This is a genomic window from Bradyrhizobium sp. CCBAU 11361 (genome assembly GCF_028128935.1).
Taxonomy (GTDB): domain Bacteria; phylum Pseudomonadota; class Alphaproteobacteria; order Rhizobiales; family Xanthobacteraceae; genus Bradyrhizobium; species Bradyrhizobium niftali.
The window spans coordinates 40,471-65,149 of record NZ_LBJZ01000025.1; the positions used below are offsets into that span (position 1 = coordinate 40,471).

21 protein-coding genes and 3 pseudogenes are annotated in these 24,679 nt (G+C 59.3%); 21 read left to right on the forward strand and 3 right to left on the reverse strand.

What is annotated here, in order from left to right; genetic code table 11:
* Positions 1 to 305: 305 nt before the first annotated feature.
* Positions 306 to 2,126: an NEL-type E3 ubiquitin ligase domain-containing protein gene (locus tag XI08_RS08555; protein WP_271574103.1), complete on the reverse strand. Its 1,821-nt coding sequence runs from the start codon at positions 2,124 to 2,126 to the stop codon at positions 306 to 308.
* A 142-nt stretch (positions 2,127 to 2,268) separates the two neighbouring features.
* Positions 2,269 to 3,170, reverse strand: a pseudogene (locus tag XI08_RS08560) (IS1380 family transposase).
* Between the two features lie 452 nt (positions 3,171 to 3,622).
* Between XI08_RS08560 and ald the strand changes: the two are divergent.
* The 16 genes and pseudogenes from ald (at position 3,623) to XI08_RS08640 (ending at position 20,607) form a co-directional block, all read left to right on the forward strand.
* Positions 3,623 to 4,735 carry an alanine dehydrogenase gene (gene ald, locus XI08_RS08565; protein ID WP_097669298.1) on the forward strand — a complete coding sequence of 371 codons (1,113 nt, stop codon included), beginning with the start codon at positions 3,623 to 3,625 and terminating at the stop codon, positions 4,733 to 4,735.
* A 741-nt stretch (positions 4,736 to 5,476) separates the two neighbouring features.
* Complete coding sequence (locus XI08_RS08570; RefSeq protein ID WP_035730311.1) at positions 5,477 to 5,671, forward strand: 4Fe-4S binding protein; 195 nt, start codon at positions 5,477 to 5,479, stop codon at positions 5,669 to 5,671.
* Positions 5,672 to 5,860: 189 nt separating this feature from the next.
* Positions 5,861 to 7,357 carry a Fe-S cluster assembly protein SufB gene (gene sufB, locus XI08_RS08575; RefSeq protein WP_271574104.1) on the forward strand — a complete coding sequence of 499 codons (1,497 nt, stop codon included), beginning with the start codon at positions 5,861 to 5,863 and terminating at the stop codon, positions 7,355 to 7,357.
* Between the two features lie 67 nt (positions 7,358 to 7,424).
* On the forward strand, positions 7,425 to 8,177 hold the full coding sequence (gene sufC, locus XI08_RS08580; RefSeq protein ID WP_097669296.1) for a Fe-S cluster assembly ATPase SufC: 753 nt from the start codon (positions 7,425 to 7,427) through the stop codon (positions 8,175 to 8,177).
* Between the two features lie 22 nt (positions 8,178 to 8,199).
* Complete coding sequence (gene sufD, locus XI08_RS08585; RefSeq protein ID WP_097669295.1) at positions 8,200 to 9,522, forward strand: Fe-S cluster assembly protein SufD; 1,323 nt, start codon at positions 8,200 to 8,202, stop codon at positions 9,520 to 9,522.
* Positions 9,519 to 10,686: pseudogene (locus XI08_RS08590) on the forward strand (cysteine desulfurase); the annotation flags it as partial. The gene sufD and the pseudogene XI08_RS08590, both read left to right, overlap by 4 nt.
* Positions 10,687 to 11,119: 433 nt before the next feature.
* Entirely contained in the window at positions 11,120 to 12,622 is a 1,503-nt protein-coding gene (gene nifD / locus XI08_RS08595; RefSeq protein WP_097669312.1) for a nitrogenase molybdenum-iron protein alpha chain, read from the forward strand.
* Positions 12,623 to 12,688: 66 nt separating this feature from the next.
* Entirely contained in the window at positions 12,689 to 14,245 is a 1,557-nt protein-coding gene (nifK, locus tag XI08_RS08600; protein ID WP_271574105.1) for a nitrogenase molybdenum-iron protein subunit beta, read from the forward strand.
* Between the two features lie 93 nt (positions 14,246 to 14,338).
* The gene (nifE, locus tag XI08_RS08605; RefSeq protein ID WP_161533242.1) at positions 14,339 to 15,985 is read left to right on the forward strand and encodes a nitrogenase iron-molybdenum cofactor biosynthesis protein NifE; all 1,647 of its coding nucleotides are present in this window, start codon (positions 14,339 to 14,341) and stop codon (positions 15,983 to 15,985) included.
* A gap of 9 nt (positions 15,986 to 15,994) precedes the next feature.
* The gene (gene nifN / locus XI08_RS08610; protein WP_271566397.1) at positions 15,995 to 17,404 is read left to right on the forward strand and encodes a nitrogenase iron-molybdenum cofactor biosynthesis protein NifN; all 1,410 of its coding nucleotides are present in this window, start codon (positions 15,995 to 15,997) and stop codon (positions 17,402 to 17,404) included.
* Complete coding sequence (nifX, locus tag XI08_RS08615) at positions 17,401 to 17,796, forward strand: nitrogen fixation protein NifX (RefSeq protein WP_097669291.1); 396 nt, start codon at positions 17,401 to 17,403, stop codon at positions 17,794 to 17,796. Before nifN ends, nifX begins: the two co-directional genes overlap by 4 nt.
* Positions 17,797 to 17,802: 6 nt before the next feature.
* A complete protein-coding gene (locus XI08_RS08620; RefSeq protein ID WP_271566396.1) occupies positions 17,803 to 18,267 on the forward strand; it encodes a NifX-associated nitrogen fixation protein in 465 nt (154 codons plus the stop codon).
* 8 nt (positions 18,268 to 18,275) lie between these two features.
* Complete coding sequence (locus XI08_RS08625) at positions 18,276 to 18,476, forward strand: CCE_0567 family metalloprotein (RefSeq protein ID WP_097669289.1); 201 nt, start codon at positions 18,276 to 18,278, stop codon at positions 18,474 to 18,476.
* Positions 18,477 to 18,491: 15 nt separating this feature from the next.
* Positions 18,492 to 18,776 (forward strand): annotated as a pseudogene (fdxB, locus tag XI08_RS08630) (ferredoxin III, nif-specific); the annotation flags it as partial.
* 488 nt (positions 18,777 to 19,264) lie between these two features.
* Positions 19,265 to 19,801 (forward strand): hypothetical protein, encoded by a 537-nt coding sequence (locus tag XI08_RS08635; RefSeq protein ID WP_271574106.1) that lies wholly within the window; start codon positions 19,265 to 19,267, stop codon positions 19,799 to 19,801.
* Between the two features lie 410 nt (positions 19,802 to 20,211).
* Positions 20,212 to 20,607 (forward strand): Rieske (2Fe-2S) protein, encoded by a 396-nt coding sequence (locus XI08_RS08640; RefSeq protein WP_271574107.1) that lies wholly within the window; start codon positions 20,212 to 20,214, stop codon positions 20,605 to 20,607.
* Positions 20,608 to 20,616: 9 nt separating this feature from the next.
* Here XI08_RS08640 and XI08_RS08645 read toward each other — a convergent pair whose 3' ends face one another.
* Complete coding sequence (locus XI08_RS08645) at positions 20,617 to 21,207, reverse strand: hypothetical protein (protein WP_271566395.1); 591 nt, start codon at positions 21,205 to 21,207, stop codon at positions 20,617 to 20,619.
* A gap of 273 nt (positions 21,208 to 21,480) precedes the next feature.
* Here XI08_RS08645 and XI08_RS08650 point away from each other — a divergent pair, with 273 nt between their 5' ends.
* From XI08_RS08650 to XI08_RS08670, 5 genes are read left to right on the forward strand one after another with little or no spacing between them, the layout of a single operon-like run.
* Complete coding sequence (locus XI08_RS08650) at positions 21,481 to 21,801, forward strand: HesB/IscA family protein (protein WP_271574108.1); 321 nt, start codon at positions 21,481 to 21,483, stop codon at positions 21,799 to 21,801.
* A gap of 40 nt (positions 21,802 to 21,841) precedes the next feature.
* Complete coding sequence (locus tag XI08_RS08655) at positions 21,842 to 22,108, forward strand: NifU family protein (RefSeq protein ID WP_271574109.1); 267 nt, start codon at positions 21,842 to 21,844, stop codon at positions 22,106 to 22,108.
* Positions 22,105 to 23,286, forward strand: coding sequence for a cysteine desulfurase NifS (gene nifS / locus XI08_RS08660; RefSeq protein ID WP_271574110.1), 1,182 nt, complete (start codon positions 22,105 to 22,107; stop codon positions 23,284 to 23,286). The genes XI08_RS08655 and nifS overlap by 4 nt, the downstream gene beginning before the upstream one ends.
* Positions 23,283 to 23,507 carry a putative nitrogen fixation protein NifT gene (gene nifT / locus XI08_RS08665; RefSeq protein WP_097669282.1) on the forward strand — a complete coding sequence of 75 codons (225 nt, stop codon included), beginning with the start codon at positions 23,283 to 23,285 and terminating at the stop codon, positions 23,505 to 23,507. The genes nifS and nifT overlap by 4 nt, the downstream gene beginning before the upstream one ends.
* A complete protein-coding gene (locus XI08_RS08670) occupies positions 23,504 to 24,367 on the forward strand; it encodes an SIR2 family NAD-dependent protein deacylase (RefSeq protein ID WP_271574111.1) in 864 nt (287 codons plus the stop codon). Before nifT ends, XI08_RS08670 begins: the two co-directional genes overlap by 4 nt.
* The last annotated feature ends 312 nt before the right edge of the window (positions 24,368 to 24,679 follow it).

Genomic DNA, 24,679 nt, shown 5'->3' on the forward strand with positions numbered 1-24,679 from the left:
GCTCACGATTGAGCTCGCCGGGAGAGAGATGACAAATCTACCGAATGCGAGCCCATGTTGTCTGAAACCCTAATTCGCAAGGCCCCCTGTTGCCGATTCCTTCAATCAGGCAACCGAAAGCCCGCCGCAGCAGTACTGTCCGTGATTTAGCGAAATTGCTGTCCCTTAGTTAGCGAAACCACTGTCCGGTTTTTGCGAAATACGCACTGTGAACCAACTGTCGAAGAGCGTCGGTGCGGGAACAATCCGCACGCCACGATCTGTGGGAACCGGGGGCGGGCCGCCTTCGGTGACCCGGTGAAGTCTCATTGTTCGAGGCCACGGTCTGCGAGCAGTCGGTCCATGATTTCGCGATTGATCTCGCCAGCGATTTGGTTTCGGACTTGGGCTCCGAGCACCCGCTCGGCATCCAGGTCGCCTAACAAGCCCTTCTCGGCCAGTCGATGATTCAAGCGGGTTTGAAATTCCTCGCCCATGGCTTCGACGCGCCGGTCTTGCATCGCTGCATGTTCGCCCGGAGCGATGCGCCTCAGCACCGTCTCCCAGGGGTGCCAGCGGGTTGCCATGTAAGCGTCGAACTGGTTCGCTTCCTGCTCCCGAACCAGGTCCAGCGCCCGCGCAGCATCATCCGGGGTTACGTGAGAGACCGCCAGGAATTGCATGTTGGGGGCGACGTGACTGAGCTCGAGCGGCTCGCGCAGCAGATGTTGATAGGCCAGGTAGACTTCGATCTCGTCTATGCTCGGGTCGACCCTGACGAGCGAGTTGACCCTGTCGCGCGCGATCCCGTCCAGCGCCTCCAAGCGGAACGCAACACGGCCGCGCTGGATCAGTTCGCCGAGCCGATCATCATAAACTCCGTCCTCGACGTCAGCGTTAAGGCGCGCGGTCTGCATACCGTTCCAGTGCAAAGTAACGCGATCATCGCAACTCAAGTTGGCCTCGGAAGCATGCGTGAAAAACTGCTCGCGCAATCTCGGATTGGCCGCCGCCCGCCGCAAATCATCAGTCACTGCCTGCCGAAACTCGTGATTGCCATGGTTCACGGTCCCTCGTAGCCGCTCTAGGAACCGTGCGTAGTCTTGGGCGCCTGGCTCATCCGCAAAGTGCTGCCATTCGGCCAGTGTCGTCGGGTCGTCTGCGAGCCAGTCCGCGATAACCTCGTGCAGAGGCCGCGGCTCAACTTCCATCGCTCCTTCGGGCACCGGGAAAAAGATCTGCGGACCGGCATAGTCTCCGGCATGCATTGCTATCGCCAGATTGGTCCGCACCGGCTCGGGCAGCGGATTATTCTCCAGATCAACGCTGGACTCTTGGCCTAGCTGCGTCAGCAGGGTCTCGGGCACGCTGGTCAGCTGATTGTTGCTGGCGCCGAGCCACAGGAGCTCGGCCGGTACCGGCTCTGGCAAGCTGGTCAGCTGGTTGTGGCTGGCGCTGAGCCATTCGAGCCCGGCGGGGAGGGGGTGGGGCAGATTGGTCAGCTGATTGTAGTCGACGTTCAGCCGCTGGAGTTCGGCGGGAAGCTCGGGCAGGCTGGTCAGCCTGTTGCCACTGGCGTCCAGCTCCTGAAGCGTTCCCGGAAGGGGGGGCAGACTAGTCAGCTGGTTGTTGTCGACGCTCAGGCGACGCAGCCCGGGCGGCAAGTCTGCGGGCAGGCTGGTCAACCCGTTGCTGATGGCATAGAGCCGCCGGAGCCCGATTGGAAGGTCGGGCAAGCTGGTCAGCCGATTGTTGCTGGCGTAGAGCCGCTGGAGACCGGCCGGAAGGGTATCGGGCAAGCTGTTCAGCTGATTGTCGTCGACGTTCAGGCGGCGCAGCCGGGCCAGGAGGGGGGCGGGCAAGGCGGTCAGGGACAAGGACGACAGATCCAGCGCCTCATCGACATCGCCCGCTTCTCGCCAATCCCTCATTCGACTAACCGCCTCTTGCCGATTCTCGTGTTCGCCCTGCCCCTCTTCGGCAACCCAGCCCGCCAGGACCTGGTCGCGCGACGAGGCGGCGTCGGTGCCCGCCTCCGTCAAGGCTTCGACCCACTGCGCCGGGGCGGGAGCCCCTCGTTCGGAAGCCTCGGATTCTGAAGTTTCGGAAGGAGTGCCAGCGCCAAGCCGGGCCTGTTCTGCATTCATGGATGTCGTCTCTTCGGTCGTCAGATGAAGTCTAGATGGAGACGTTCTCATGCTACGAGGCTTTGCTGTCGACAATCTGACAAGCCTCGGAACGATCCCGCATTGCCTCGTCAGAAATGCTCCTGAATACGGAGTTGTTGCCTCACGTAAATTGCTCCCCAATAGCAACGGAGCGCAGAGGCGGCGATGAGGCGATTGAGCATGGCGACGCGCACGGAACTGAAGTCTGTTTTGGCACGGCGTTACGGGATGTCGAGCCGCGTCGAGAGCCGCATTCTCGACAGTTCGTTGCGATTACCTGCTTCCATCGGAAGCATGTGATCCGGATGTTGTCGGCGACCTCGTCGACTTTTCTGGCGAGCGGCTTGGTGCCGGACAGACCGAGGATGTAGTCGATGCCGTTGGTCTCGCACCACGCCATTGCCTCCGGCCGGGCATAGTGCCCGTCGCCACGGAACGTAATTCGCGTGTCGTGCCATCGCGTGCGGATGTGCCGTACCAGGCGGCGCAGATGGGCACACACCTCGACGCCGCCCGGCGTCTTGCCGGGCCGCAGCACGACTGCCACGGGCCGGCTCTTCTCCGTGTCGTAGACGTGGATCGGCAGAAAGCAGCGCTCGTCATAATGAGCGTTGAACAGCGAGAGCTGCTGATGGCCGTGGACGACATCGCAGCTATCGTCGATGTCGAGCGTGACGGATGCCGGCTCGCGCGGGTAGCTATCCATCCATGCGTCGACCAAAGTGTAGTCAGTCGGATCACGTCGCGCAGGCGCGGAGCATTCTCCAGGCGCGACAGCGTCGGTTGGGAACACAGATCGCGACCGCTGTCCGGCAGCCGTCCGCAGGCCAGCTTGAATGCGGGATCGGACCTCAGATGATCGAGGTCGTCGGCGTCCTCGTAGCCGCAGCAGATCGCGAACATGCGCGCGCGGAACATATCGACAAGGCTGTGCACGACCCGCGTCGGATCGCGCCGATCCGGGAACACCCGGGCCAAATTGTCGGCCAAGCCAAGACGCCGCTCGGCCATCGCCAGAAGCATCACGCCCCCATTCGAGGTTAGGCGCCCACCATCGAGGCAGCTGTGACTTTCTTGGCGTGAACGGCTGGAAACGAAAAGGGCGGAATCGTATCGTCGGTCATGGCGGGCGTGGCGTTCGCGGTTGAAGGTGATGGGTTGGCTTCGCAACCGAATCCTACGCCGTATCAGCGCTTTACACCACGCTCGCCAGCCCCTCAGGCGCACTCTTGCGAATAAGACGGGCTAGCTTTTCCACAAGCCGAGAACGCAATTCGAAACGAAGTCGTCGCCATCGCGCACTTTCGACGGTTAAGCACAGCGGGCATGCTCACACGAGCCGCTCGGCACGCCGTGGGTTTGAAATCCTGCGAAATTTGTCAAATATCGCTGAATTCCTGTGCCATTTTGGCGGCTCCATCGCGATATCGCTGCGCGCTTCCGATTAGAAAGGCGCTCTAGGCAGGAGTTTTCAAATGAAGGTCGGAGTCCCCAAGGAAATCAAGGCGCACGAATATCGCGTGGGTCTTACCCCTGGAGCTGTCCGCGAATACGTGGCAGCGGGTCACCGCGTGATGATCGAGACCGATGCTGGCGCTGGCATTGGTGCAACCGATGACGATTATCGCAATGCTGGCGCAACGATTCTAACTTCCGCAGTTGAGGTATTCGCATCGAGCGAGATGATCGTAAAGGTTAAGGAGCCTCAGCCGTCCGAATGGTGTCAGCTGCGGGAGAATCAGATCCTGTTCACTTATCTGCATCTGGCCCCCGACCCCGATCAGGCCATGGGCCTCCTGAAATCTGGATGCACCGCGATCGCCTATGAGACCGTAACTGATGCGCATGGTGGTCTTCCACTGCTGGCGCCGATGAGCGAGGTCGCGGGTCGGCTTGCGATCGAAGCGGCAGGTAGCGCCCTTAAGCGGAGTGCAGGCGGACGAGGGCTGTTGATCGGTGGTGTGCCCGGTGTTCAGCCGGCCCGAATCGTGGTGCTTGGAGGTGGCGTCGTTGGTACGCACGCGGCACGCATGGCGGTCGGTCTGGGCGCTGAGGTGACCATCATCGACCGTTCGATACCTCGGCTCCGCGAGTTGGACCAGCTATTCGAAGGACGCGTTCGCACCAGGTTTTCGACCATTGACTCCGTGGAGGAAGAGGTATTTGCGGCGGATGTGGTGATTGGTGCGGTGCTCGTTGCAGGTGCGAGCGCGCCGAAGCTGGTCCGCCGGAGCATGCTGAGCTCGATGCGCAAGGGGGGGGTGCTCGTGGACGTCGCTATCGATCAGGGCGGCTGCTTTGAGACATCGCATCCAACCACTCACGCTGATCCAACTTACGAAGTGGATGGCGTCATTCATTATTGCGTGGCCAATATGCCCGGCGCCGTGCCGCTGACCTCGAGCCAGGCACTGAATAACGCGACGCTGCCGTTTGGTTTGGCTCTGGCTCAAAAAGGTTTTTCCGCCGTGCTCGAAAGCCCGCATTTGCGCGCAGGCCTCAACGTCCATCGAGGCCGGCTAACTTACAAGGCGGTGGCCGAAAGCCTCGGGCTACCCTTCTCACCGATCGACCAGGCTGCTGCCTGATCCCAGAGGCCCGTTATGGCGTTTCCTCCCTGACTTTGGCCACCCTTCGGGGTGGCTTTTTTTGGCTCTATCGATCTGCTGACCGCCGCCGGCATTTATTTGTAACGCGGAGCGAAGTGGAGGATCACCAGACGAACGCCCGGCTTCAGTCGCCCTCGTGACGCGAAGCAATGTACTTTTGCTCCATACAGCGTATATGAATGCCGGTCTTGCCAGGTAAATCCAAGGCAATTGAGAATGCGCCCCGCGGGTCCCCAGGGGACCCGCGATCACCGGTGCGACATTATCTGACGCGATCGCCGCGACCTTTTCGGACTGGCTGGGGAGACGCGGACCAAGCCGGTGACGACTGCGCCGGTTGTTCATCGTGGTGCTGTCGCCGAAGCCGCCGCCGTCCCGGGTGGGGAACCAACAAGATGCGGCTCGCGGTCGACCTGACGTGAAGTGGCGCGGCGCATCGATCGTAGCCGCCGCACCGCGGCCTTGGGAAGGATCGCAGATCGCTCCCTGGTGCTGGCGAACGCGGTTCACCTGATCGGCTGACTGCCGGGAGATCGACCATGCGCAAACGACGGCATCGAGATCAGCAGCTGTCATGCCGATTGTAGGATTTGCGACACCGTGTCGAGGCGGCGACTTGCGTTGTCGAAAATAGCCGAGACAAATCAAGGTTAAACTGTCTGGCACAAGACTTGAAAGCAAGAAGCTGTCCCGCACCTTTTTGCTCATGGAAGCGCAGTGATGGCCTACAAGATAATCGCATCCCAGTGCACCGTCTGTGGTGCGTGTGAGTTCGAATGTCCCAATGCTGCGATCAGCCTGAAGAACGACATATATGTGATCAATCCGACCCAGTGTACCCAATGTGAAGGGCATTTTGACGCGCCGCAATGCGCCGTCGTTTGCCCGGTGCCTGATACCTGCGTGCCGGCATAGGTAGCCGATGAGAGGAGCTCCGACGCGAAACATGATGAAGACGCTATCGACAGCCGCCGCCCTTTGGATCCACCTCCTGTTTCTCTCACTGGCTGGTCCCGAGTTGGCCGTGATTCGCGCGATCCACTCGGAGAGGGCGCCGCGCAATCGTCGCCGGCGGCCGTTGTCCTTGCGCGAGCGGAGCGGGCAATGGTAGCTGTACAAGAGACCGTCGAGCGCGTGAAGCGCATCGACGTCGATCAGTATCGTTATGGGTTTGAGACCCTGATCGAGTCCGACAAGGCCCCCAAGGGATTGTCGGAAGAGACCGTCAAGTTCATCTCCGAAAAGAAGAACGAACCCGCCTGGATGCTCCAGTGGCGGCTCGAGGCCTATCGGCGCTGGCTGACCATGACCGAGCCGACCTGGGCCCGCGTCGACTATCCCAAGATCGACTTCCAGGATCTCTATTATTATTCGGCGCCGAAGCCGAAGAAGTCGATCACCTCGCTCGACGAGATCGGTCCGGAGATCCTGAAGACCTACGAGAAGCTCGGCATTCCCTTGCGGGAAGTCGCCATGCTCGAAGGCGTCGAGCCCAAGGTGGGCGAGGAAGACCCGGCCCGCCGCAAGATCGCGGTCGACGCGGTGTTCGACTCGGTGTCCGTTGCCACGACCTTCAAGGCAGAGCTGAAGAAGGCCGGCGTGATCTTCATGCCGATCTCGGAGGCGATCCGCGAGCATCCCGAACTGGTGCAGAAGTATCTCGGCTCGGTGGTTCCGACCTCCGACAATTTCTACGCGACGCTGAACTCGGCGGTGTTCTCCGACGGCTCGTTCGTCTACGTGCCGCCGGGCGTGCGCTGCCCGATGGAGCTGTCAACCTATTTCCGCATCAACGAACGCAACACCGGCCAGTTCGAGCGCACGCTGATCATCGCCGACAAGGGCTCCTACGTCTCCTATCTCGAAGGCTGCACCGCGCCGCAGCGCGACGAGAACCAGCTGCACGCCGCCGTGGTCGAGCTCGTCGCGCATGACGACGCCGAGATCAAATATTCGACGGTGCAGAACTGGTACCCGGGCAATTCGGAAGGCAAGGGCGGCATCTACAATTTCGTCACCAAGCGTGGCGACTGCCGCGGCAACCACTCAAAGATCTCCTGGACCCAGGTCGAGACCGGCTCCGCCATCACCTGGAAATATCCGAGCTGCATCCTGCGCGGCGACAACTCGCGCGGCGAGTTCTATTCGATCGCGATCTCGAACGGCTTCCAGCAGGTCGACTCGGGCACCAAGATGATCCATCTCGGCAAGAACACGTCGAGCCGGATCATCTCCAAGGGCATTGCCGCCGGCAAGTCGCAGAACACCTATCGTGGGCTCGTGACGGCGCATCGCAAGGCGACCGGCGCGCGCAACTTCACCGCCTGCGATTCGCTGCTGATCGGCGACAAATGCGGCGCGCACACCGTGCCGTACATCGAGGCCAAGAACTCCTCGGCGACGTTCGAGCACGAGGCGACGACGTCGAAGATCTCCGAGGACGTGCTGTTCTACTGTGTGCACAGAGGCTTGACCGAGCAACAGGCCACTGGCCTCGTCGTCAACGGCTTCGCGAAGGACGTTCTGCAAAAACTGCCAATGGAATTCGCAGTGGAGGCGCAGAAGCTGATCTCGATCTCACTCGAGGGATCTGTCGGATAACCAAACCTCCGCGAGCCCTCTCGAATGCGGCTCGCCATTCGCATGGCATTTCAGGGATCAGATCAGAATGGCGCTACTCGAAATCCGAGATTTGCATGTTGGTATCGAAGACCACGAAATTATTCGCGGCCTCGATCTTAACGTCAATGCGGGTGAGGTGCACGCGATCATGGGGCGGAACGGCTCCGGCAAGTCGACGCTCTCGCACGTCATCGCCGGTAAGCCAGGCTATGAGATCACCGGCGGACAAATCCTGTTCAGGGGCGAGAACCTCTTGAGGATGGAGCCAAATGAACGCGCCGCCAAGGGCGTGTTCCTGGCATTCCAGTATCCGGTCGAGATCCCCGGCGTGACCACCGTGAACTTCCTGCGGGCGGCACTAAACGCACAGCGCAAGGCGCGCGACCAACAGGAACTCTCCACCCCCGAATTTCTGAAAAGAGTCCGGGAGGTGGCCGGTTCGCTCAACATTCCCCATGACATGCTCAAGCGCGGCGTCAATGTCGGCTTCTCCGGCGGCGAGAAGAAGCGCAACGAAATTTTGCAGATGGCGTTGTTCGAGCCGAGTCTGTGCATCCAGGACGAGATCGATTCCGGCCTTGATATCGACACGCTGCGTATCGTCACCAGCGGCATCAACGCCTTGCGTTCGCCGGAACGAGCGATGATCGTGATTACTCACTATCGGCAGCTTCTCGACTATATCGTGCCGGACGTTGTGCACGTGATGGCGAAAGGGCGGATCAGGAAGAGCGGCGGCAAGGAACTCGCGCTGGAGCTCGAGGCTGGTGGCTACGCCCAATTCGAAGACGCGGCCTGACGGCTCTAGGGAGAATTCCCCGATGAAGCAGGTTATGGCCAAAGCTGACGCCGGACGCGCCATGGGCAATGTTTTCGCTGCGGCGCGTGGACAGCTGCCTGGCGTAGGCGCTGTCCCCCACATCCGTGCCAGGGCATTCGAGGCCTACGAGCGTGCCGGCCTCCCGCACCGGCGCATGGAGGATTGGAAATTCACCGATCTGCGCGCCCTGATCGGCGAGGTGCTGCCACTCGCTCCGCGACCGGATGCGAAGGCGCTGGTGCGTGCAAAGGCGTCGGCCAAGCAAGTGGCCGCCGATCAGGCGGTCAAGCTGGTTTTGGTGGATGGCAAATTCGCGCCAGAGCTATCCGATCTCGGCAGGCTGGAAAATAAAATCGATGTGCGGTCGCTGCGAGAGGTTCTGGAGAATTCCGCCACTGGGGCCATGGCCGGTCTGGTGCTGTCGACGACTAGCGATGCGGCGATCTCGCTCAATGCCGCAATGGCGACAGATGGCCTGGTGATTACGATCGCAGATGGCAATGCGGTGAAGCGTCCAATTCAGATCGTTCACGTCGCAACCGGAGTGTCGGTGTCCACGTTTACACGCTCCTATCTGCAGCTCGGTAAAGGAGCGCATGCGTCCATCGTGGAAAGTTTCGTCCCGGCTGAAGGCGCGAGCGGCTATCAAGCCAACGATGCGATAATCGCCCTGGTTGGTGACGAGGCGAGCCTGTCGCTTATCCGCGTGGCAGCCGATGCCTCTGACGCCGTGAACATCTCGTCGGCGATCATAGCAGTCGGCGCCAGGGCTAAGCTCGACCTCTTCAGCATGACCTGCAGCGGCTCCGTCAGTCGCTATCAGGGATTCATCACGCTGGCCGGCGAGGAAGCCGAGCTCTCGGCTAACGGGGTTAATCTCATCAGGGACAAGCTGCACGCCGACACAACGTTCGTGGTCGACCACGCCGTGCCACATTGCACCAGTCGGGAGAGGTTCCGCGCGGTCGTCGATGATTGCGGCCGCTCGGTGTTTCAGGGCCGAATCGTCGTTCGTGCCGCCGCCAGGAAGACGGACGCCACCCTGACGACGCGCGCGTTGCTCCTGTCCGACCAGGCCGAGGCCGATAATAAGCCCGAACTTGACATCTTGGCCGACGACGTGACCTGCGGCCACGGAGCGACATCGGGTGCGCTGGACGACGCTCTCGTATTCTATCTGCGCGCGCGGGGTCTATCGGAGAAGGATGCGCAGATGTTGCTGATTAAAGCGTTCCTTGGCGAGTCGATTGAGGGGATCGCCGCCAAGAATCTGCGCGATTTTGTGACAGCGCAAGCTGAACACTGGCTGCAGGGGTGGCGATGAGCGCTCATCCCGCGATGAGCGATGATAGTTACGAGGTCAAGCGTCTGGGTACGGACTTCCCCGCGCGGCTATGACGGTGTACCGCAAGCCGCTTGTCACCCGATAACGCTGCATCCGCACAAATGCCCAACGCGGTACTTGACCTTATGATACAGGTGTACTCCAGCGAATACGCCAACGTTCGTCGCGGCTTGCACTACCTCGCTAAAACGCGGCGACCGAGGCGTATGAAGGCGCCCGTACCAAGGTGGCGCGGCTTGTGAACGCGCACTTAAACGAAGAGATCATCTTCACCTGGAGCGCCACGGAGGCAATCAATCTGGTCGATAAGACTTTGGCCGTGAACGCATTACCCCGGGTGATGAGATCGTTCTCTCGATTATGGAACACCACTCCAACATTGTGCCATGGCATTTTCTCAGGGAACGACTCGGTGCAGGGATCAAATGGGGGCCAGTGGATGATGACGGAAACGTCTTGCGCGGTAAGTGTGAGCGACTGCTGACCCCGCGCACCAAAGATGGTTGCAACCACACAAATGTCGAACGTGCTTGCCACAGTCTTGCCGGTGAAAGGCGTGGTGAGGATCGCGCATGCTCGTGGTATCTCGGTGCTGCGTCGAAGGTTCGCAAGGATGCGTCCATATGAGCGCCGACGTCTGCGACATTGATTGCGATTTCTACGTCATGACAGGCCACAAACTCTATGATCCGACGGGGATCGGTGTGCTTTAGGGCAAATCTGCGCATCTGGAATCGATGTCGCCCCTCAATGGCGGGCGGAGAGATGATCCGCGAGGTCTCGCGTTCCGGCGTCATTTATGGTGATCCGCCACACCGGTTCGAAGCGGGTATGTCGCCGATCGTCGAGGCCATCGGTTTAGGCGCGGCTATCGATTACATCAATTCAATAGGCAAGGTCCAGATCCGCAGGCACGAGAGCGTACTGCTCCCTTACGCGCAGGAGAGGCTGGCGGACATCAACTGCGTGCGCATGATCGGAGCTCCGCCGAAAAGGGGCCGATCATTTCCTTTGATATGAGGGGTGCGCATGCGCATGATATTGCCACCGTCATCGACCGCGCCGGTGTAGCGGTGCGGGGGGATCCAATGTGCGATGCCGCTGCGCAAGCGCTTCGGCGTGCTGACGACGTGCGGTGCGTCCCTCTACGACGTCCAGGTGGCGAGGCAGCTCGCGTTGAGGTCTGGTGGATGATGGTCGTGCACCTCATCGTCATCGCAGCACCTGTAGGTCTCGGCAACCATAGATAGTATGGGCAGGCCTGTGTCGGCCAGCCGGCCTTGCAGCCGGTCTTCCTGTTACGGCGCCTTCAGCGATCGTGGACGCGATCGAGAATTGGGCGCGGCAAATTTCACGCATAGCCGGCCCTTGTTCTATTTCGGACAGGGCCAAACCAAGAGTTCTCCGCCCAAAGCGTGATGTCGCGTTCGCAACAACACCCCGTGCCCCGGCAAGAGACGCGCTAAGCGATTTTAATCGCTCTGCTTTTATGTGCTCAGGACGCGCTGGCATGCCGGTTGCAAAACTCTCGGCCAAGAAGCCGCCCTTGCAACAGCTAACCTTTGAAGGACATCAGATGAGTCTCGCCACGACCCAGAGCATCGCAGAAATCAGGGCTCGCAACAAAGAGCTGATCGAAGAGGTGCTGAAGGTCTATCCGGAGAAAACCGCGAAACGGCGTGCCAAGCACCTCAACGTTCACCAAGCCGGCAAGTCAGACTGCGGAGTGAAGTCCAACATCAAATCCATACCTGGCGTGATGACGATCAGAGGCTGCGCCTATGCAGGGTCAAAGGGGGTAGTCTGGGGACCGATCAAGGACATGGTCCACATCAGCCATGGCCCGGTCGGCTGCGGACAGTATTCGTGGGGCTCGCGACGCAACTATTACGTTGGCACGACGGGCATCGATAGCTTCGTGACCCTGCAGTTCACCTCCGACTTCCAAGAAAAGGATATCGTTTTCGGTGGCGACAAAAAGCTGGTCAAAATTCTTGACGAAATCCAGGAGCTGTTTCCACTCAACAACGGCATCACGATCCAATCGGAATGCCCGATCGGACTAATCGGTGACGACATCGAGGCCGTGTCAAGAGCGAAATCCAAGGAATACGGCGGCAAGACCATCGTGCCGGTCCGTTGTGAGGGCTTTCGCGGCGTGTCGCAGTCACTAGGCCATCACATTGCCAACGACGCGGTGCGCGATTGGATTTTCGACCGGCTCGAGTCCGACGGCAAACCAAAGTTTGAGCCGACGCCGTACGATGTTGCGATCATCGGAGACTACAATATCGGCGGCGACGCCTGGTCATCACGTATTCTGCTAGAGGAGATGGGCCTGCGGGTGATCGCGCAGTGGTCCGGTGACGGTTCACTGGCCGAGCTCGAGGCAACGCCGAGGGCAAAGCTCAACATTCTGCATTGCTACCGTTCCATGAACTACATCTCACGCCACATGGAAGAGAAGTTCGGTATCCCGTGGTGCGAGTACAACTTCTTCGGACCTTCAAAGATCGCAGAATCGCTTCGCAAGATTGCGGGCTATTTCGACGACAAGATTAAGGAAGGCGCCGAGCGGGTGATTGAAAAGTACCAGGCGCTGGTGAACGCCGTTATCGCAAAATATCGCCCGCGCCTGGAGGGCAAGACGGTGATGCTATACGTCGGCGGGCTCCGTCCGCGTCATGTGATTGGCGCATACGAAGACCTCGGGATGGAAGTCATCGGCACCGGATACGAGTTCGGTCATAACGACGACTATCAGCGCACAGCTCAGCACTACGTAAAGGACAGCACGCTCATCTACGATGACGTCAATGGCTATGAGTTCGAGCGCTTCGTCGAAAAGCTCCAGCCTGACCTTGTCGGCTCGGGCATCAAGGAAAAATATGTTTTCCAAAAGATGGGTGTGCCGTTCCGGCAGATGCACTCCTGGGACTATTCGGGCCCATATCACGGCTATGACGGCTTTGCGATCTTTGCGCGCGACATGGACATGGCTGTCAACTCGCCGGTCTGGAAGAAAACGAAGGCCCCCTGGAAGGAAGCTTCGAGGGCCAAGCTCCTCGCTGCAGAATAAAGCAACTCATCTCGCTCTCTGGGAAAGCCGGGGCGATACCAATCTCGATAGTGAAGGATTTCAACAATGGCGCAGAGTGCCGAACACGTGCTCGATCATCTCGAACTGTTCCGCGGTCCAGAATACCAGCAGATGCTGGCCAAGAAGAAGATATTCGAGAATTCTCGCGATCCCGCCGAGGTCGAACGTATCAAGGAATGGACGAAAACGGCCGAATATCGCGAAAAGAACTTTGCGCGGGAGGCGCTGGCGGTAAACCCGGCCAAGGCCTGCCAGCCGCTTGGCGCCGTGTTCGCCTCTGTTGGCTTTGAAGGCACGCTGCCCTTCGTCCACGGCTCGCAAGGCTGCGTGGCCTATTACCGCAGCCATCTGTCACGGCACTTCAAGGAGCCTAGCTCCTGCGTCTCTTCGTCGATGACGGAAGACGCTGCCGTATTCGGCGGCCTGAACAACATGATCGACGGGCTCGCGAACAGCTACAACATGTACAAACCCAAGATGATTGCGGTCTCTACGACCTGCATGGCCGAGGTGATCGGCGATGACCTCAACGCCTTCATCAAGACGTCAAAAGAAAAAGGTTCTGTTCCGGCGGACTTCGACGTGCCGTTCGCCCACACGCCGGCGTTCGTCGGCAGCCACGTCACCGGTTATGACAATGCGCTCAAGGGCATTCTGGAGCATTTTTGGGACGGCAAGGCCGGAACAGCGCCGAAGCTGGAGCGCAAGCCGAACGGGGCGATCAACATCATTGGTGGGTTCGATGGCTATACCGTCGGAAACCTCCGCGAGATCAAGCGCATCTTGGCGTTGATGGGCATTCACCACACGATCCTCGCCGATAATTCTGAAGTCTTCGATACTCCGACAGACGGCGAATTCCGGATGTATGACGGTGGCACGACGCTGGAAGATGCGGCCAACGCGGTTCACGCCGGGGCGACAATCTCCATGCAGCAGTGGTGCACCGAAAAAACGCTGCCATTCGTGGCTGAGCATGGCCAGGACGTTGTATCCTTCAACTACCCGGTGGGCTTATCCGCAACGGATGACGTTATCATGGCGCTGTCACGCATCAGCGGCAAGGAGATCCCCGAGCAACTCGCGCGAGAACGTGGCCGCCTGGTCGACGCCATCGCTGACTCCAGCGCGCATATCCATGGCAAGAAGTTCGCGATCTATGGCGATCCGGATCTTTGCTATGGGTTGGCTGCGTTTCTGCTCGAACTGGGCGCCGAACCGACCCATGTGCTGTCCACCAACGGCAACAAGGCCTGGCTCGAAAAAATGCAGGCGCTGCTCGCAAGCTCGCCATTTGGGCAGGGCTGCCAAGCATACCCGGGCCGAGACCTCTGGCACATGCGCTCACTCCTGTTCACCGAGCCGGTCGATTTTCTGATTGGCAACACCTATGGCAAGTACCTGGAGCGTGATACTGGAACGCCACTGATCCGCATCGGCTTTCCGGTTTTTGATCGGCATCACCATCACCGCTCCCCCCTATGGGGCTATCAGGGCGGCCTGAATGTGCTGGTGAAGATCCTGGACAAGATCTTCGACGAGATCGACAAGAAGACCAACGTTGTCGGCAAAACTGACTACAGCTTCGACATCATTCGTTGATGAGCGACTGTGCGCGCGCCATCGCCCTAGCTCCGATGGCACAAGCACACGACGGTTGACCTTGTAACTAGTGCGCGCTGAGAGGAAAAAAGGATGAGTTCACTAGCGGCCACGGTCCAGAATATTTTCGACGAGCCGGGCTGCGCCGAGAATGGCAGTAAGTCGGAGGCTGAACGCAAGAAGGGCTGCACCAAACAGCTCCAGCCGGGTAGCGCTGCCGGCGGCTGTGCTTTCGATGGCGCCAAGATTGCGCTGCAGCCGTTCACCGACGTCGCTCACTTGGTGCATGGTCCGATCGCGTGCGAAGGTAATTCCTGGGACAATCGCGGCGCGGCGTCGTCCGGCTCGAATCTGTGGCGCACGGCATTTACAACCGATTTGAGCGAAACCGATATTGTATTCGGAGGCGAGAAGCGGCTCTGCAAAGCGATCAAGGAGATCATCGACAAGTGCGATCCGCCCGCCATCTTCGTCTATCAAACCTGCATCCCGGCGATGATCGGCGACGACATCAACGCAGTCTGTAAGGCAGCATCTGAAAGGTTCGCAAAGCCGGTGATCCCGATCAACTCCCCGGGCTTCGTCGGCTCGAAGAACCTCGGTAACAAGCTTGCTGGCGAGGCCTTGCTCGACTATGTGATCGGGACGCAAGAACCGGACTACACCACGCCGTACGATATCAACCTGATCGGGGAATACAACCTTTCGGGAGAGCTCTGGCAGGTGAAGCCATTGCTAGACGAGCTTGGAGTACGGATTCTCTCCTGCATCTCCGGCGATGGCAAATATCGCGAAGTCGCTTCATCTCATCGCGCGCGGGCGGCGATGTTGGTATGCTCAAAGTCCATGATCAATGTCGCACGCAAGATGGAGCAACGCTACAGGATCCCGTTCTTCGAGGGGTCGTTCTACGGTATTCAAGACTCGAGCGAATCGCTGCGCCAGCTTGCCCGCTTATTGGTTGAACGCGGCGCGCCGACAGATCTGCTCGGGCGCACCGAAGCGGTGATCGCGCGCGAGGAAGCTTGGGCCTGGGCTGCAATCGAGCCGTACAAGCCACGATTCGAAGGCAAGAAGGCCTTGTTGATTACCGGCGGCGTCAAGTCATGGTCGGTCGTTGCGGCACTCCAGGAAGCCGGGCTTGAGGTAGTCGGAACCAGTGTGAAGAAATCAACCAGGAAAGACAAAGAGCGCATCAAGGAGCTCATGGGGCAGGATGCCCACATGATCGAGGACATGACGCCGCGCGAAATGTATAAGATGCTGAAGGACGCAAACGCGGACATCATGCTATCGGGCGGCAAGTCGCAGTTCGTCGCGCTGAAAGCGGCGATGCCCTGGCTCGATATCAACCAGGAGCGTTGCCACGCCTATATGGGCTATGTCGGAATGGTCAAGCTGGTGGAGGAGATCGATAAGTCGCTCTCCAGTCCGATGTGGGAGCAGCTACGTCGACCGGCACCATGGGAGGCATTGGCCAAGGCGATGGAGCAGATGCAATCGCCGGTGGCCGCGATCGCCCGCGATCCGGCGCTCGCCGAAACCGCGCGCCGCGCGAGGAAGATCTGCGTGTGTAACAAGGTCGATCTGGGCACGATCGAGGATGCAATCTACGCGCACGGCCTCAGGAGCGTCGCAGCGGTCAGAGAGCATACCAATGCGGTCGGTGGCTGCTGCCAAAGACGCATCGAAGGTATCTTGGTGTCCGAGCCATCTGCCATTCGACAGGCCGCAGAATAGGGAGGCGTCATGGCCATCGTCACGGCGCCGACAAAAGCCTGCGCTGTCAACCCGCTGAAGATGAGTCAGCCGATCGGCGGCGCATTCGCCTTCATGGGGCTGCGCGGGGCGATGCCGCTTCTGCACGGCTCCCAGGGGTGCACATCCTTCGGGCTCACGCTCTTTGTCCGGCATTTCAAAGAGGCAGTACCGCTGCAGACCACCGCGATGAGTGAGGTCGCGACCGTACTCGGCGGCTATGAGAATCTCGAGCAGGCGATACTGAACATCTACAACCGTGCCAAGCCAAAGATCATCGGAATCTGCTCGACCGGTGTCACTGAGACCAACGGCGACGATGTGGATGCCTACCTCAAACTAATCCGGAGCAAGCATCCGCAACTCGCAAAGTTGCCACTGGTGTATGTCTCGACGCCTGATTTCAAGGGCGCGTTCCAGGACGGATGGGAGAGGGCTGTGGCGCGCATTGTGGAGGTGCTGGTGGGAGAGCCCAACGCCAATGGCCTGCGGGATCAATCGAAGGTGAATGTTCTGCCGGGATGTCACCTCACGCCCGGCGACCTCGATGAACTCCGCGTCATACTGGAGGATTTCGGGTTGTGCCCATCCTTCCTCCCTGACCTGGCGGGATCGCTCGATGGGCATATCCCCGATGAGTTTACGCCAACGACCATCGGCGGCATCGGCGTCGACGAAATTGCGAGCATGGGCCGCGCCGGTTGGACGATTGCAATCGGCGCGCAGATGCAGCGAGCGGCAGAGGTCATGCAGGTCAAGACGGGCGTTCCTTTTCGTGTCTTCGAGCGGCTGTGTGGTCTCTGTCCGAACGACGAATTTATGATGTTCTTGAGCGAGATCAGCGGCCGCCCCATACCATTGAAATATCGGCGCCAGCGCGGTCAGCTCGCCGATGCAATGCTGGACGCGCACTTCCATATTGGCGGTCGCAAACTTGCAATCGGCGCTGAGCCAGACCTCCTGTTTGATCTGTCCGGCATGCTGCACGACATGGGCGCGCAGGTGACCGCGGCCGTGACGACCACTCAGTCGGGGGTGATCGAGCGGATCAAGACCAAGGAGGTACTCATTGGCGATCTGGAGGATCTGGAAGGGCTTGCTGAAACAAGGCATTGCGACCTGCTGATCACGCATTCGCATGGCAGGCAAGCGGCGGCTCGGCTGAAAGTCCCGTTCTATCGTACCGGTTTTCCGATGTTCGATCGACTTGGCGCGGGCCACCAACTATCCGTGGGCTATCGTGGTACCCGCAATCTGATCTTCGATATCGCCAATCTCGTGATTGCGCACCGCGAGGAGAACGATCGGCCTACGCCCGATAGATGGCGGACTGCGCCCGGATCGCCACGATGCTCGGGGTATCGCAGCTCCACCGGCGCAGCTGAGAGGTCGACTGCATGAAGGTCGCGTTTGCCACTCAAGACCTGAGACGCGTCGATGCCCATTTTGGCTGGGCAAAGAATATCGCAATCTACGATGTCACGCCTGGCGGGCACGTGTTTCTCAAAGCGATTGAGTTTGAGGGCGATCTTAAGGAAGACGGCAACGACGACAAGTTGGCGCCGAAGATCGAGGCGATCAAGGATTGCGCAATCCTTTACGTCGCCGCCATTGGCGGTGCCGGGGCTGCGCGAGTGGTGGCCAACAAGATCCATCCTATCAAGGTGAATAAGCCAGAAAGCATTCTGGTGTTGCTCGAAAAACTCGAGCGCGTACTGAAGGGCACGCCACCTCCCTGGCTGCGCAAGGCCATGGCAAAGGACCGACGGCGTACGTTCGAGTTCGACGAATGAGGTGATATGACCACAAAAATAGAGCAGCAGGGCAGTGCCGTGGACGCGCCGTTCCTCATGGAGTTGATCAAGATTTGGCGCGCTCAGGATACCAACGGAGCCTGGGAGGCGAAGAGCGATCTCGACCTGCTCGAACCCTATATTCTGGACAAGGAGAAGCGGCGCGCATTGCCGATTATCGGTGATCCTGATCCCGATACACTGTGGCGGCTTGAGCTATTCTTCGATGCGGTCGCGCTCTCGATCGAGAGGGTGACCGGCGTGATGATCCAGCCGATTCTGAAGCTGCATCATGAAGGCTTCGGCCGCGTGGTGCTGATCGGAGGCCGGCTGATCGCCGTAAACAAGCAGTTGCGCGATGTGCATCGCTTCGGCTTCGATAATTTCGTAAAGCTCGCGCAGGAGGGCGACAAATATGTCAGCGACGGAATCGACCTGATTCGGAAATTTCCGGACGTGGCGAACTATTGAGGACACTCATGGGCGATCGTGAAACACTGAAGACAGAACTAAAGAAGCTGTCTGCCAAGGCGATACAAGCCAAGATGGATCTGCACGACCTTTCGGAAGAATTGCCAGTCAACTGGACCTCGATCATGGTGGTGGCGCAGAAGGCGCACAATGCCTATGCCGAACTTGAGCGCAAGACCCTTGATTTGAAAGCGCTGGAAGATACTTAAAAGGGGGCCCGACCCATGTCATTTGCAACGCGCGATGGACGCGACTGGACGCCAGAATATCTGATCTCGATCAATAGCAAGAAGTGCATCGGCTGTGGCCGCTGTTTCAAGGTGTGCGGTCGAGATGTCATGACCTTGAAAGGAATGAACGAGGAGGGGGAACTTGTCGACCTCGACAATGACGAGGACGATGAAATCGAAAAGAAGATCATGGTTCTGAACGATTCGGGCGCTTGCATCGGCTGCGGTGCATGTGCCAGGGTTTGTCCGGCCAACTGCCAGACCCACATTTCAGCCGCAGCGGACGCCAGACCCACATTTCAGCCGCAGCGGAAGCTGCGTGAGCGAGGGCGGCGTTCTCTCTCTCTCTCTCTCTCTCTCTCTCTCTCTCTCTCTCTCTCTCTCGCAGCCAGCAGGCGAGATATAGGAAGACTCGTTGGTGATCGGGTAAACCCGCAACGGAGACTCGGGCGGCGGGCTCGAATGGCCCCGATCTTTCACTGAACAGCAAGACGGAACGATCTGCTTAGTCCCGAGGCAAGCCATACCGACTGAGTGGCGCCCCGCTCGCTAATCGCTCTCCTATCGCAGGGTCCACGTTATCGCGAAAGCGCCCTGGCCTTTACGCTGGGCGGGTGATCAAACTGCCTTCGTGGTCTTCATAGATTGCGAATTGCTGGTTTCCGAAGTAGGGGACGTTCCTGCGGAGCCAATGGTGCCCATCTTATCCTGTGGCGTGCCCGGTTGCGGGATGGGCAGGAGCGTAAATCGGCCGCGGTGCGCCGGGCGTGGACATTGTCTGCCCGATCATTGCCGATCGCGCTGAATTGCATGTGATGGCGGCACCTGTGTCCTCCGCAATTCTCCACTGGGGACCGGATGGCGCTGCCGGAATTGGATGGACGGTGCAATTGCGTATGCGAGTTTGTGGACGCCTCGAGCACGCGGCAAAAGCACCGGGCGGAAGTTCTGCTCCACAAGCGCTGGCCAAGCTAATGAATCGGGAGAAGGCGGAGATAGCCTGCGCTTTGCGGAAACAGTTGCAGGCATGGAGCCAGGTGAGTCGTCATCCGAAACAACGGCGCCATGCTCTCTGGTTTCCGTGGCAGCGGGTCGACCGGCCTACGAAGTATCTTTCGAAAGCTGAAGGCAGTGATATCGATACTGAGGGAAGCTTCGAGACGAATTCCTCGGACGATAACCCTTCATTTTACTTGGAGCGCGCTCTTATGGGGCTGAGCGTGGCGCACAGTGGCTGCAACAGCAGCACCGGGCCTGAAATGACGGACATTTCGCCGTTCCACGCGCGGGCGCAACGGTCTTAGCCTGAAGGAGGCACACGCTCGCCGCGTGCGCCCCTCACTGGCTGGAAGCGAGCGTTCAACCTTTCTGCGAAGGCACTTGGGATGCCGCGGTGGGATTCCCCATCCGAGGGCATCGTAACCGAGCCTTCCACAGCGTGGCGATCAACGAGCAGCAACGACCAGCCACCGCGTTTAGCTGAGAAAGGTTGGAGCGAGAAAGCTGCAGCTGCGCAGCCAGCATGGAAAGGGCAACAAGGCTCAATGCTCGTGCGAATTGGTCTGAATTATGCGCCCGGGCCAATGAGGTGTGCGGCAATGGCGAAGCTTGCGTTGGATTGCCAGAAACGCGAGCCGTTCCGGCACTTGTACGGTTCTTGCAGGATTGATTGCACAGCGACAGTGAAGAACGTCTTGCAATAAACGAGCGATGAATGCAGCCAGATGCCATCTATGCGATTTGCGGCTTTAACCACATTCCGAGCCGCCAGGCCATGGGATTTCATCTTATTGTCGTCGATGATGACGGCACTCACCGGCCGTGGTCCATCATTGTGGTGCGCTGGGGCAAAAAGGTGCTTGGCTATGTCAATAAATGCCCGCACAACAGGGTCAATTTGGACTGGGAGCGGAACGAATTCCTCGATCCATTCGGTATCCGGCTGATGTGCGGCAAGCACGGTTCGACCTTCGAACTCGGCACCGGGCGGTGCGTCGAAGGTCCATGTCAAGGTAGAGCGCTCACACCGATCGCGTTGGCAGTTCTGGATGGTGATATCTGTGTCCTCGGCGTGCGTCTTGTCGAAGACGATGCATCGACCAACAACTGAAGACCGCGCTCAGACCGGCCGGTTCTCGTTGCGGTTTTTCACGGGCTCTATCCTCGTTAGCCCGTCGTCGTACGAGATCTCCTCATAGGACAGATCGAGATCCCTTGCGGCATCGAGGAGGCAATCAAGCTTGCCGCCCGGATCGAGCTTCTTGATGTCGTCCTTGTTGAGCCCGACCAGGTCCATCATCTCCTTCCAAACGGTGGATTCATCGCACGGTAGGACGTGGAAGTTGATATCACCGAGCTTGATTTGGTATTTCGCTAGCAAATCTATGTTGTTGCAGAACATGAAGTAGCTGCCGTTTGGGCTTAAGGCACCGTCAAGGACGGTCGCGACGTCAGCAAGATACGCGAAGGAGTGCAGGTAGCCGGCCAGCACCGGAATAGTCCATTCTCCGTCCTGCGCGATTGTCAACACCTGCTCGATCGAATAGTCCGGCGGCCGTTTCTCATCCGCGACTTGAGTCTGGAATTTTAGTGCGACGTCGCCGCGAAAGCCGAACCGGCCCGGCTTGGTCGTCCCGCCTTTGAGTACGGCATTGAGCAGGCGGCCCTCCTTCTCAAGTCTGCCGAGTGCGGTGTTCTCGATTGCAGTCATTAATGTCGTCCTCGATCTAAGCTCTTCACCGACGCCTTGGCCGGTGCCGGATGCGATGCAAATTGCTTGCCGTCGCATGTGTAGCGGCCTTCGGCGTAGCTTAGAAAGAAAACGCGTCAGTGGGCTGCGATCGCCTCAAATAGCCTCGTCAGGAACCCGACACCGGTTCCAAAGCCAACAGGCGCGATCCGAAAAAGTGAGCAGCATCAAGCATCTGCACGCTGGCACGTGACTTGCCCTTGGCAGCTAAATCCAAGCTGATGAGGATAAGCCGTGATCAATCTGACGGATAGCGCAGTGAATGCAATCAAGAGCGCGATTTCATCGTCGACCCACCCGAGCGGCGGTCTGCGCGTTATGATCGAACCAGGCGGCTGCAATGGATTCAAATACAAGATGGATCTGGCCGAGGAACCGAAGCCTGACGACACCGTGATCGAACGCGACGGGCTGAAGGTGTTCGTCGATAACAAGAGCCGCGAGCATCTGGTCGGCACGACCATCGATTTCGTGATGGCACTGGAGAGCTCTGGCTTTACCTTTCATAACCCGAACGCCACCGCGAACTGCTCCTGCGGAAAATCGTTCAGCTGATGAAAAAATCGTTCAGCTGATGAGGAGGAGACATCGAAGCATGCAGGCCGAAGAACAACTGAGGCAATCGTCGTGCACTGCGACAGACCGAGCGCGTCGTATTCGCGGCGCTCTCGAAGAGATCCGACCCAATCTGCAACGCGACGGTGGCGACTGTCAGCTGATCGGCATCGATGGCAGGATTATGATCAGGCTAACCGGCGCCTGTATGTTCTCTAAGCTTTCGAGCGTGACGCTGGACGGCATTCAGGCGCGGCTGGTCGATAAACTAATCCCCGTTGCTGCTGCAGCCGAGGCATTGGATTGAGCGAAAATCGAGTGCCGATTTACCTCGATAACAATGCAACGACGCGGACCGATCCATCCGTCGTGCAAGCCATGTTGCCGTTCTTCACCGAGCAATTCGGCAATGCCTCGTCCACGCACGCCTTTGGCAGCGAGGTCGCAGCCGCTCTGAGGCAGGCCCGGCGTAGCTTGCGGGGCCTGCTAGGGAACGCATGCGATCATGAAATCGTTTTCACCTCGGGAGGGACCGAGGCCAATAATGCCGCGGTCCTCTCTGCGCTTGCGACGCAGGAGGACCGCGACGAGATCGTCACGACCTCGGTAGAGCACTCCGCCGTTCTTGCGCTAACCGAGCAATTGGCGACCAAAGGAGTCAAGACGCACATCGTACCCGTAGATTCCCGCGGCCGGCTCGACATCGAGGCGTTTCGCTGCGCGCTCGGGCCACGCACAGCGATTGCTTCGGTTATGTGGGCCAACAACGAGACCGGAACGATGTTTCCTGTGGAGTTTCTGGCCGGGTTGACCCGTGAGGCGGGCGCGCTGTTTCACACCGATGCGGTCCAGGCCATCGGTAAGGTGCGCGTCAACCTAAAGGACAGTGCGATCGACATGCTGTCGCTATCCGCCCACAAACTGCACGGTCCCAAGGGGATCGGCGCGCTATATTTGTGCAAAGGGACAAAATTCCGGCCGCTGATCTGCGGCGGATCACAAGAACGAGGGCGCCGCGGCGGGACTGAGAATATTCCCGGCATCGTCGGCCTGGGAAAGGCTGCCGAGCTTGCGGCGGAGCGGCTCGAACCGGAGCGCCTTCGCATTGGCGCGTTGCGCGACCGCCTCGAGCAGGGAATTTTGCACAATGGCGAGTGCGTTTCGCTCGGCGATATCAGCAATCGGTTAGCGAACACGGCCAACATTGCCTTCGACCATCTCGAAGGCGAAGCCATCGCCCACCATCTCAATCGGGCGGGCATCGCCGTGTCGCTCGGATCAGCCTGCAACTCCGGCTCAATGCAGCCATCGCATGTTCTGCGTGCCATGCAGGTGCCGGCGTGGCGGATGCGCGGCGCGGTACGCTTTTCTCTGTCGCGTGAAACCTCCCTCGCGGAGGTCGATGAGGTCGTGTGCGCAGTTTCCGACATCGTGGCTCGCCTGCGCGCCACCTCCTGCGTCACAGTCGGGGAGTTGACTTCGTGAAAATCATGATCCGCCGGTCTCCGGACGCGGGCCTGTCGATCTACGTGCCAAAAAAGGATCTCGAAGAGCCAATCGTGGAATCCGAGTACGAGACGCTATGGGGCGGCTGGATCAAAGTAGCCAATGGCTGGGTGCTCGATTTGCCCGAGATGGCGAGCGACACACGGTTACCGATCACAATCAACGCTAAAAAACGAGGCGAGAAAGGGGACGATCCGTGAAGGCGCCCCCGCAGATCGACTTTGTCCATGCGGCCGATGCAAAGGCCACTCTCGTGGACATCGCTGCCGGCCTGAGGGCCGCCAGCATTATTCCCTATCTCGGTCCTGGCCTCGCCGAACTGTGCAGATCCGATGTGCCGACCACACCAGAGGCATTGGCCGGCTTCTTCGCCAGCAAGGTTCCGCTGCCGCGGCGGGCTAGGGGCAATGCGTGGGCGTCGGCGCAGCATATCGAGATCAGCAAACATCGGTCCGCCGTGACCGCATTGATGACACAGGCTTTCGCTCGGCCAGTCGAGCCGACGCGGTTGCACCATCATCTTGCGTCCCTGTCGCTGCCCGTCATAGTAGACGCGTGGTATGATGACGCCATGCGCGCGGCGCTGGGTAAGCGCGATGGATGGGGCGAAGTGCAGGGTATCACCCGCGCAGGTATTGGCGAGAATCGCTGGTATCGCTTTTACGATCCGGTTGGCCAAGAGGTCGACAGTGCCGTGGCCGGCAGCTGGGCGACGGTGCTGTACAAGCCGCATGGCAGCGTGCAGCCGGCCAACAATTTCCTTGTCTCCGACGCTGATTATGTCGAGGCGTTGACCGAAATCGACATTCAGACGCCAATTCCGGACATCATCAAGGAAAGGCGAACCGGACAGACCTTTCTCTTCATCGGCTGTCGCTTCAACGACCAGCTGTTGCGTAGCTATGCGCGGCAGATCATCAAGCGCTCGGCCGACACCCACTATGCGATCGTTGATCCGGACGCGCTCTCTCGCAACGAGCTCCGCTTTCTACTCGAGCAAGGCCTGACGCCGCTTGCGATTGGGCTCCCTCGCGCGGTTGAGATACTGCTGACCCATTAGTGGCCTTCTGAAGCCCGCATCCCCCAGCTCGTATCGGCATATGTGAGAGCCGCAACGCGAGAAAACCCGTTCAGATGGAGTCGGGTTCCGGCGAGCTTGGCGCGAGAATGAATGCGCAAGTCATGGAGCTCTGCGTGAGAATGACGACGTACCTGTCGCATCGTCAACACGCGCATCATTACTGTTCTTACATGCGCCAGCGCCGATCGTTTCCGCTAACTCGTTGGCGTATGGCTGCAATTTCATCGTCTCCGCCATGGCATGCAAGTTGCTACTCAGCTGCTTGAGGCTCGCTCACGGATGGTCCTGGGA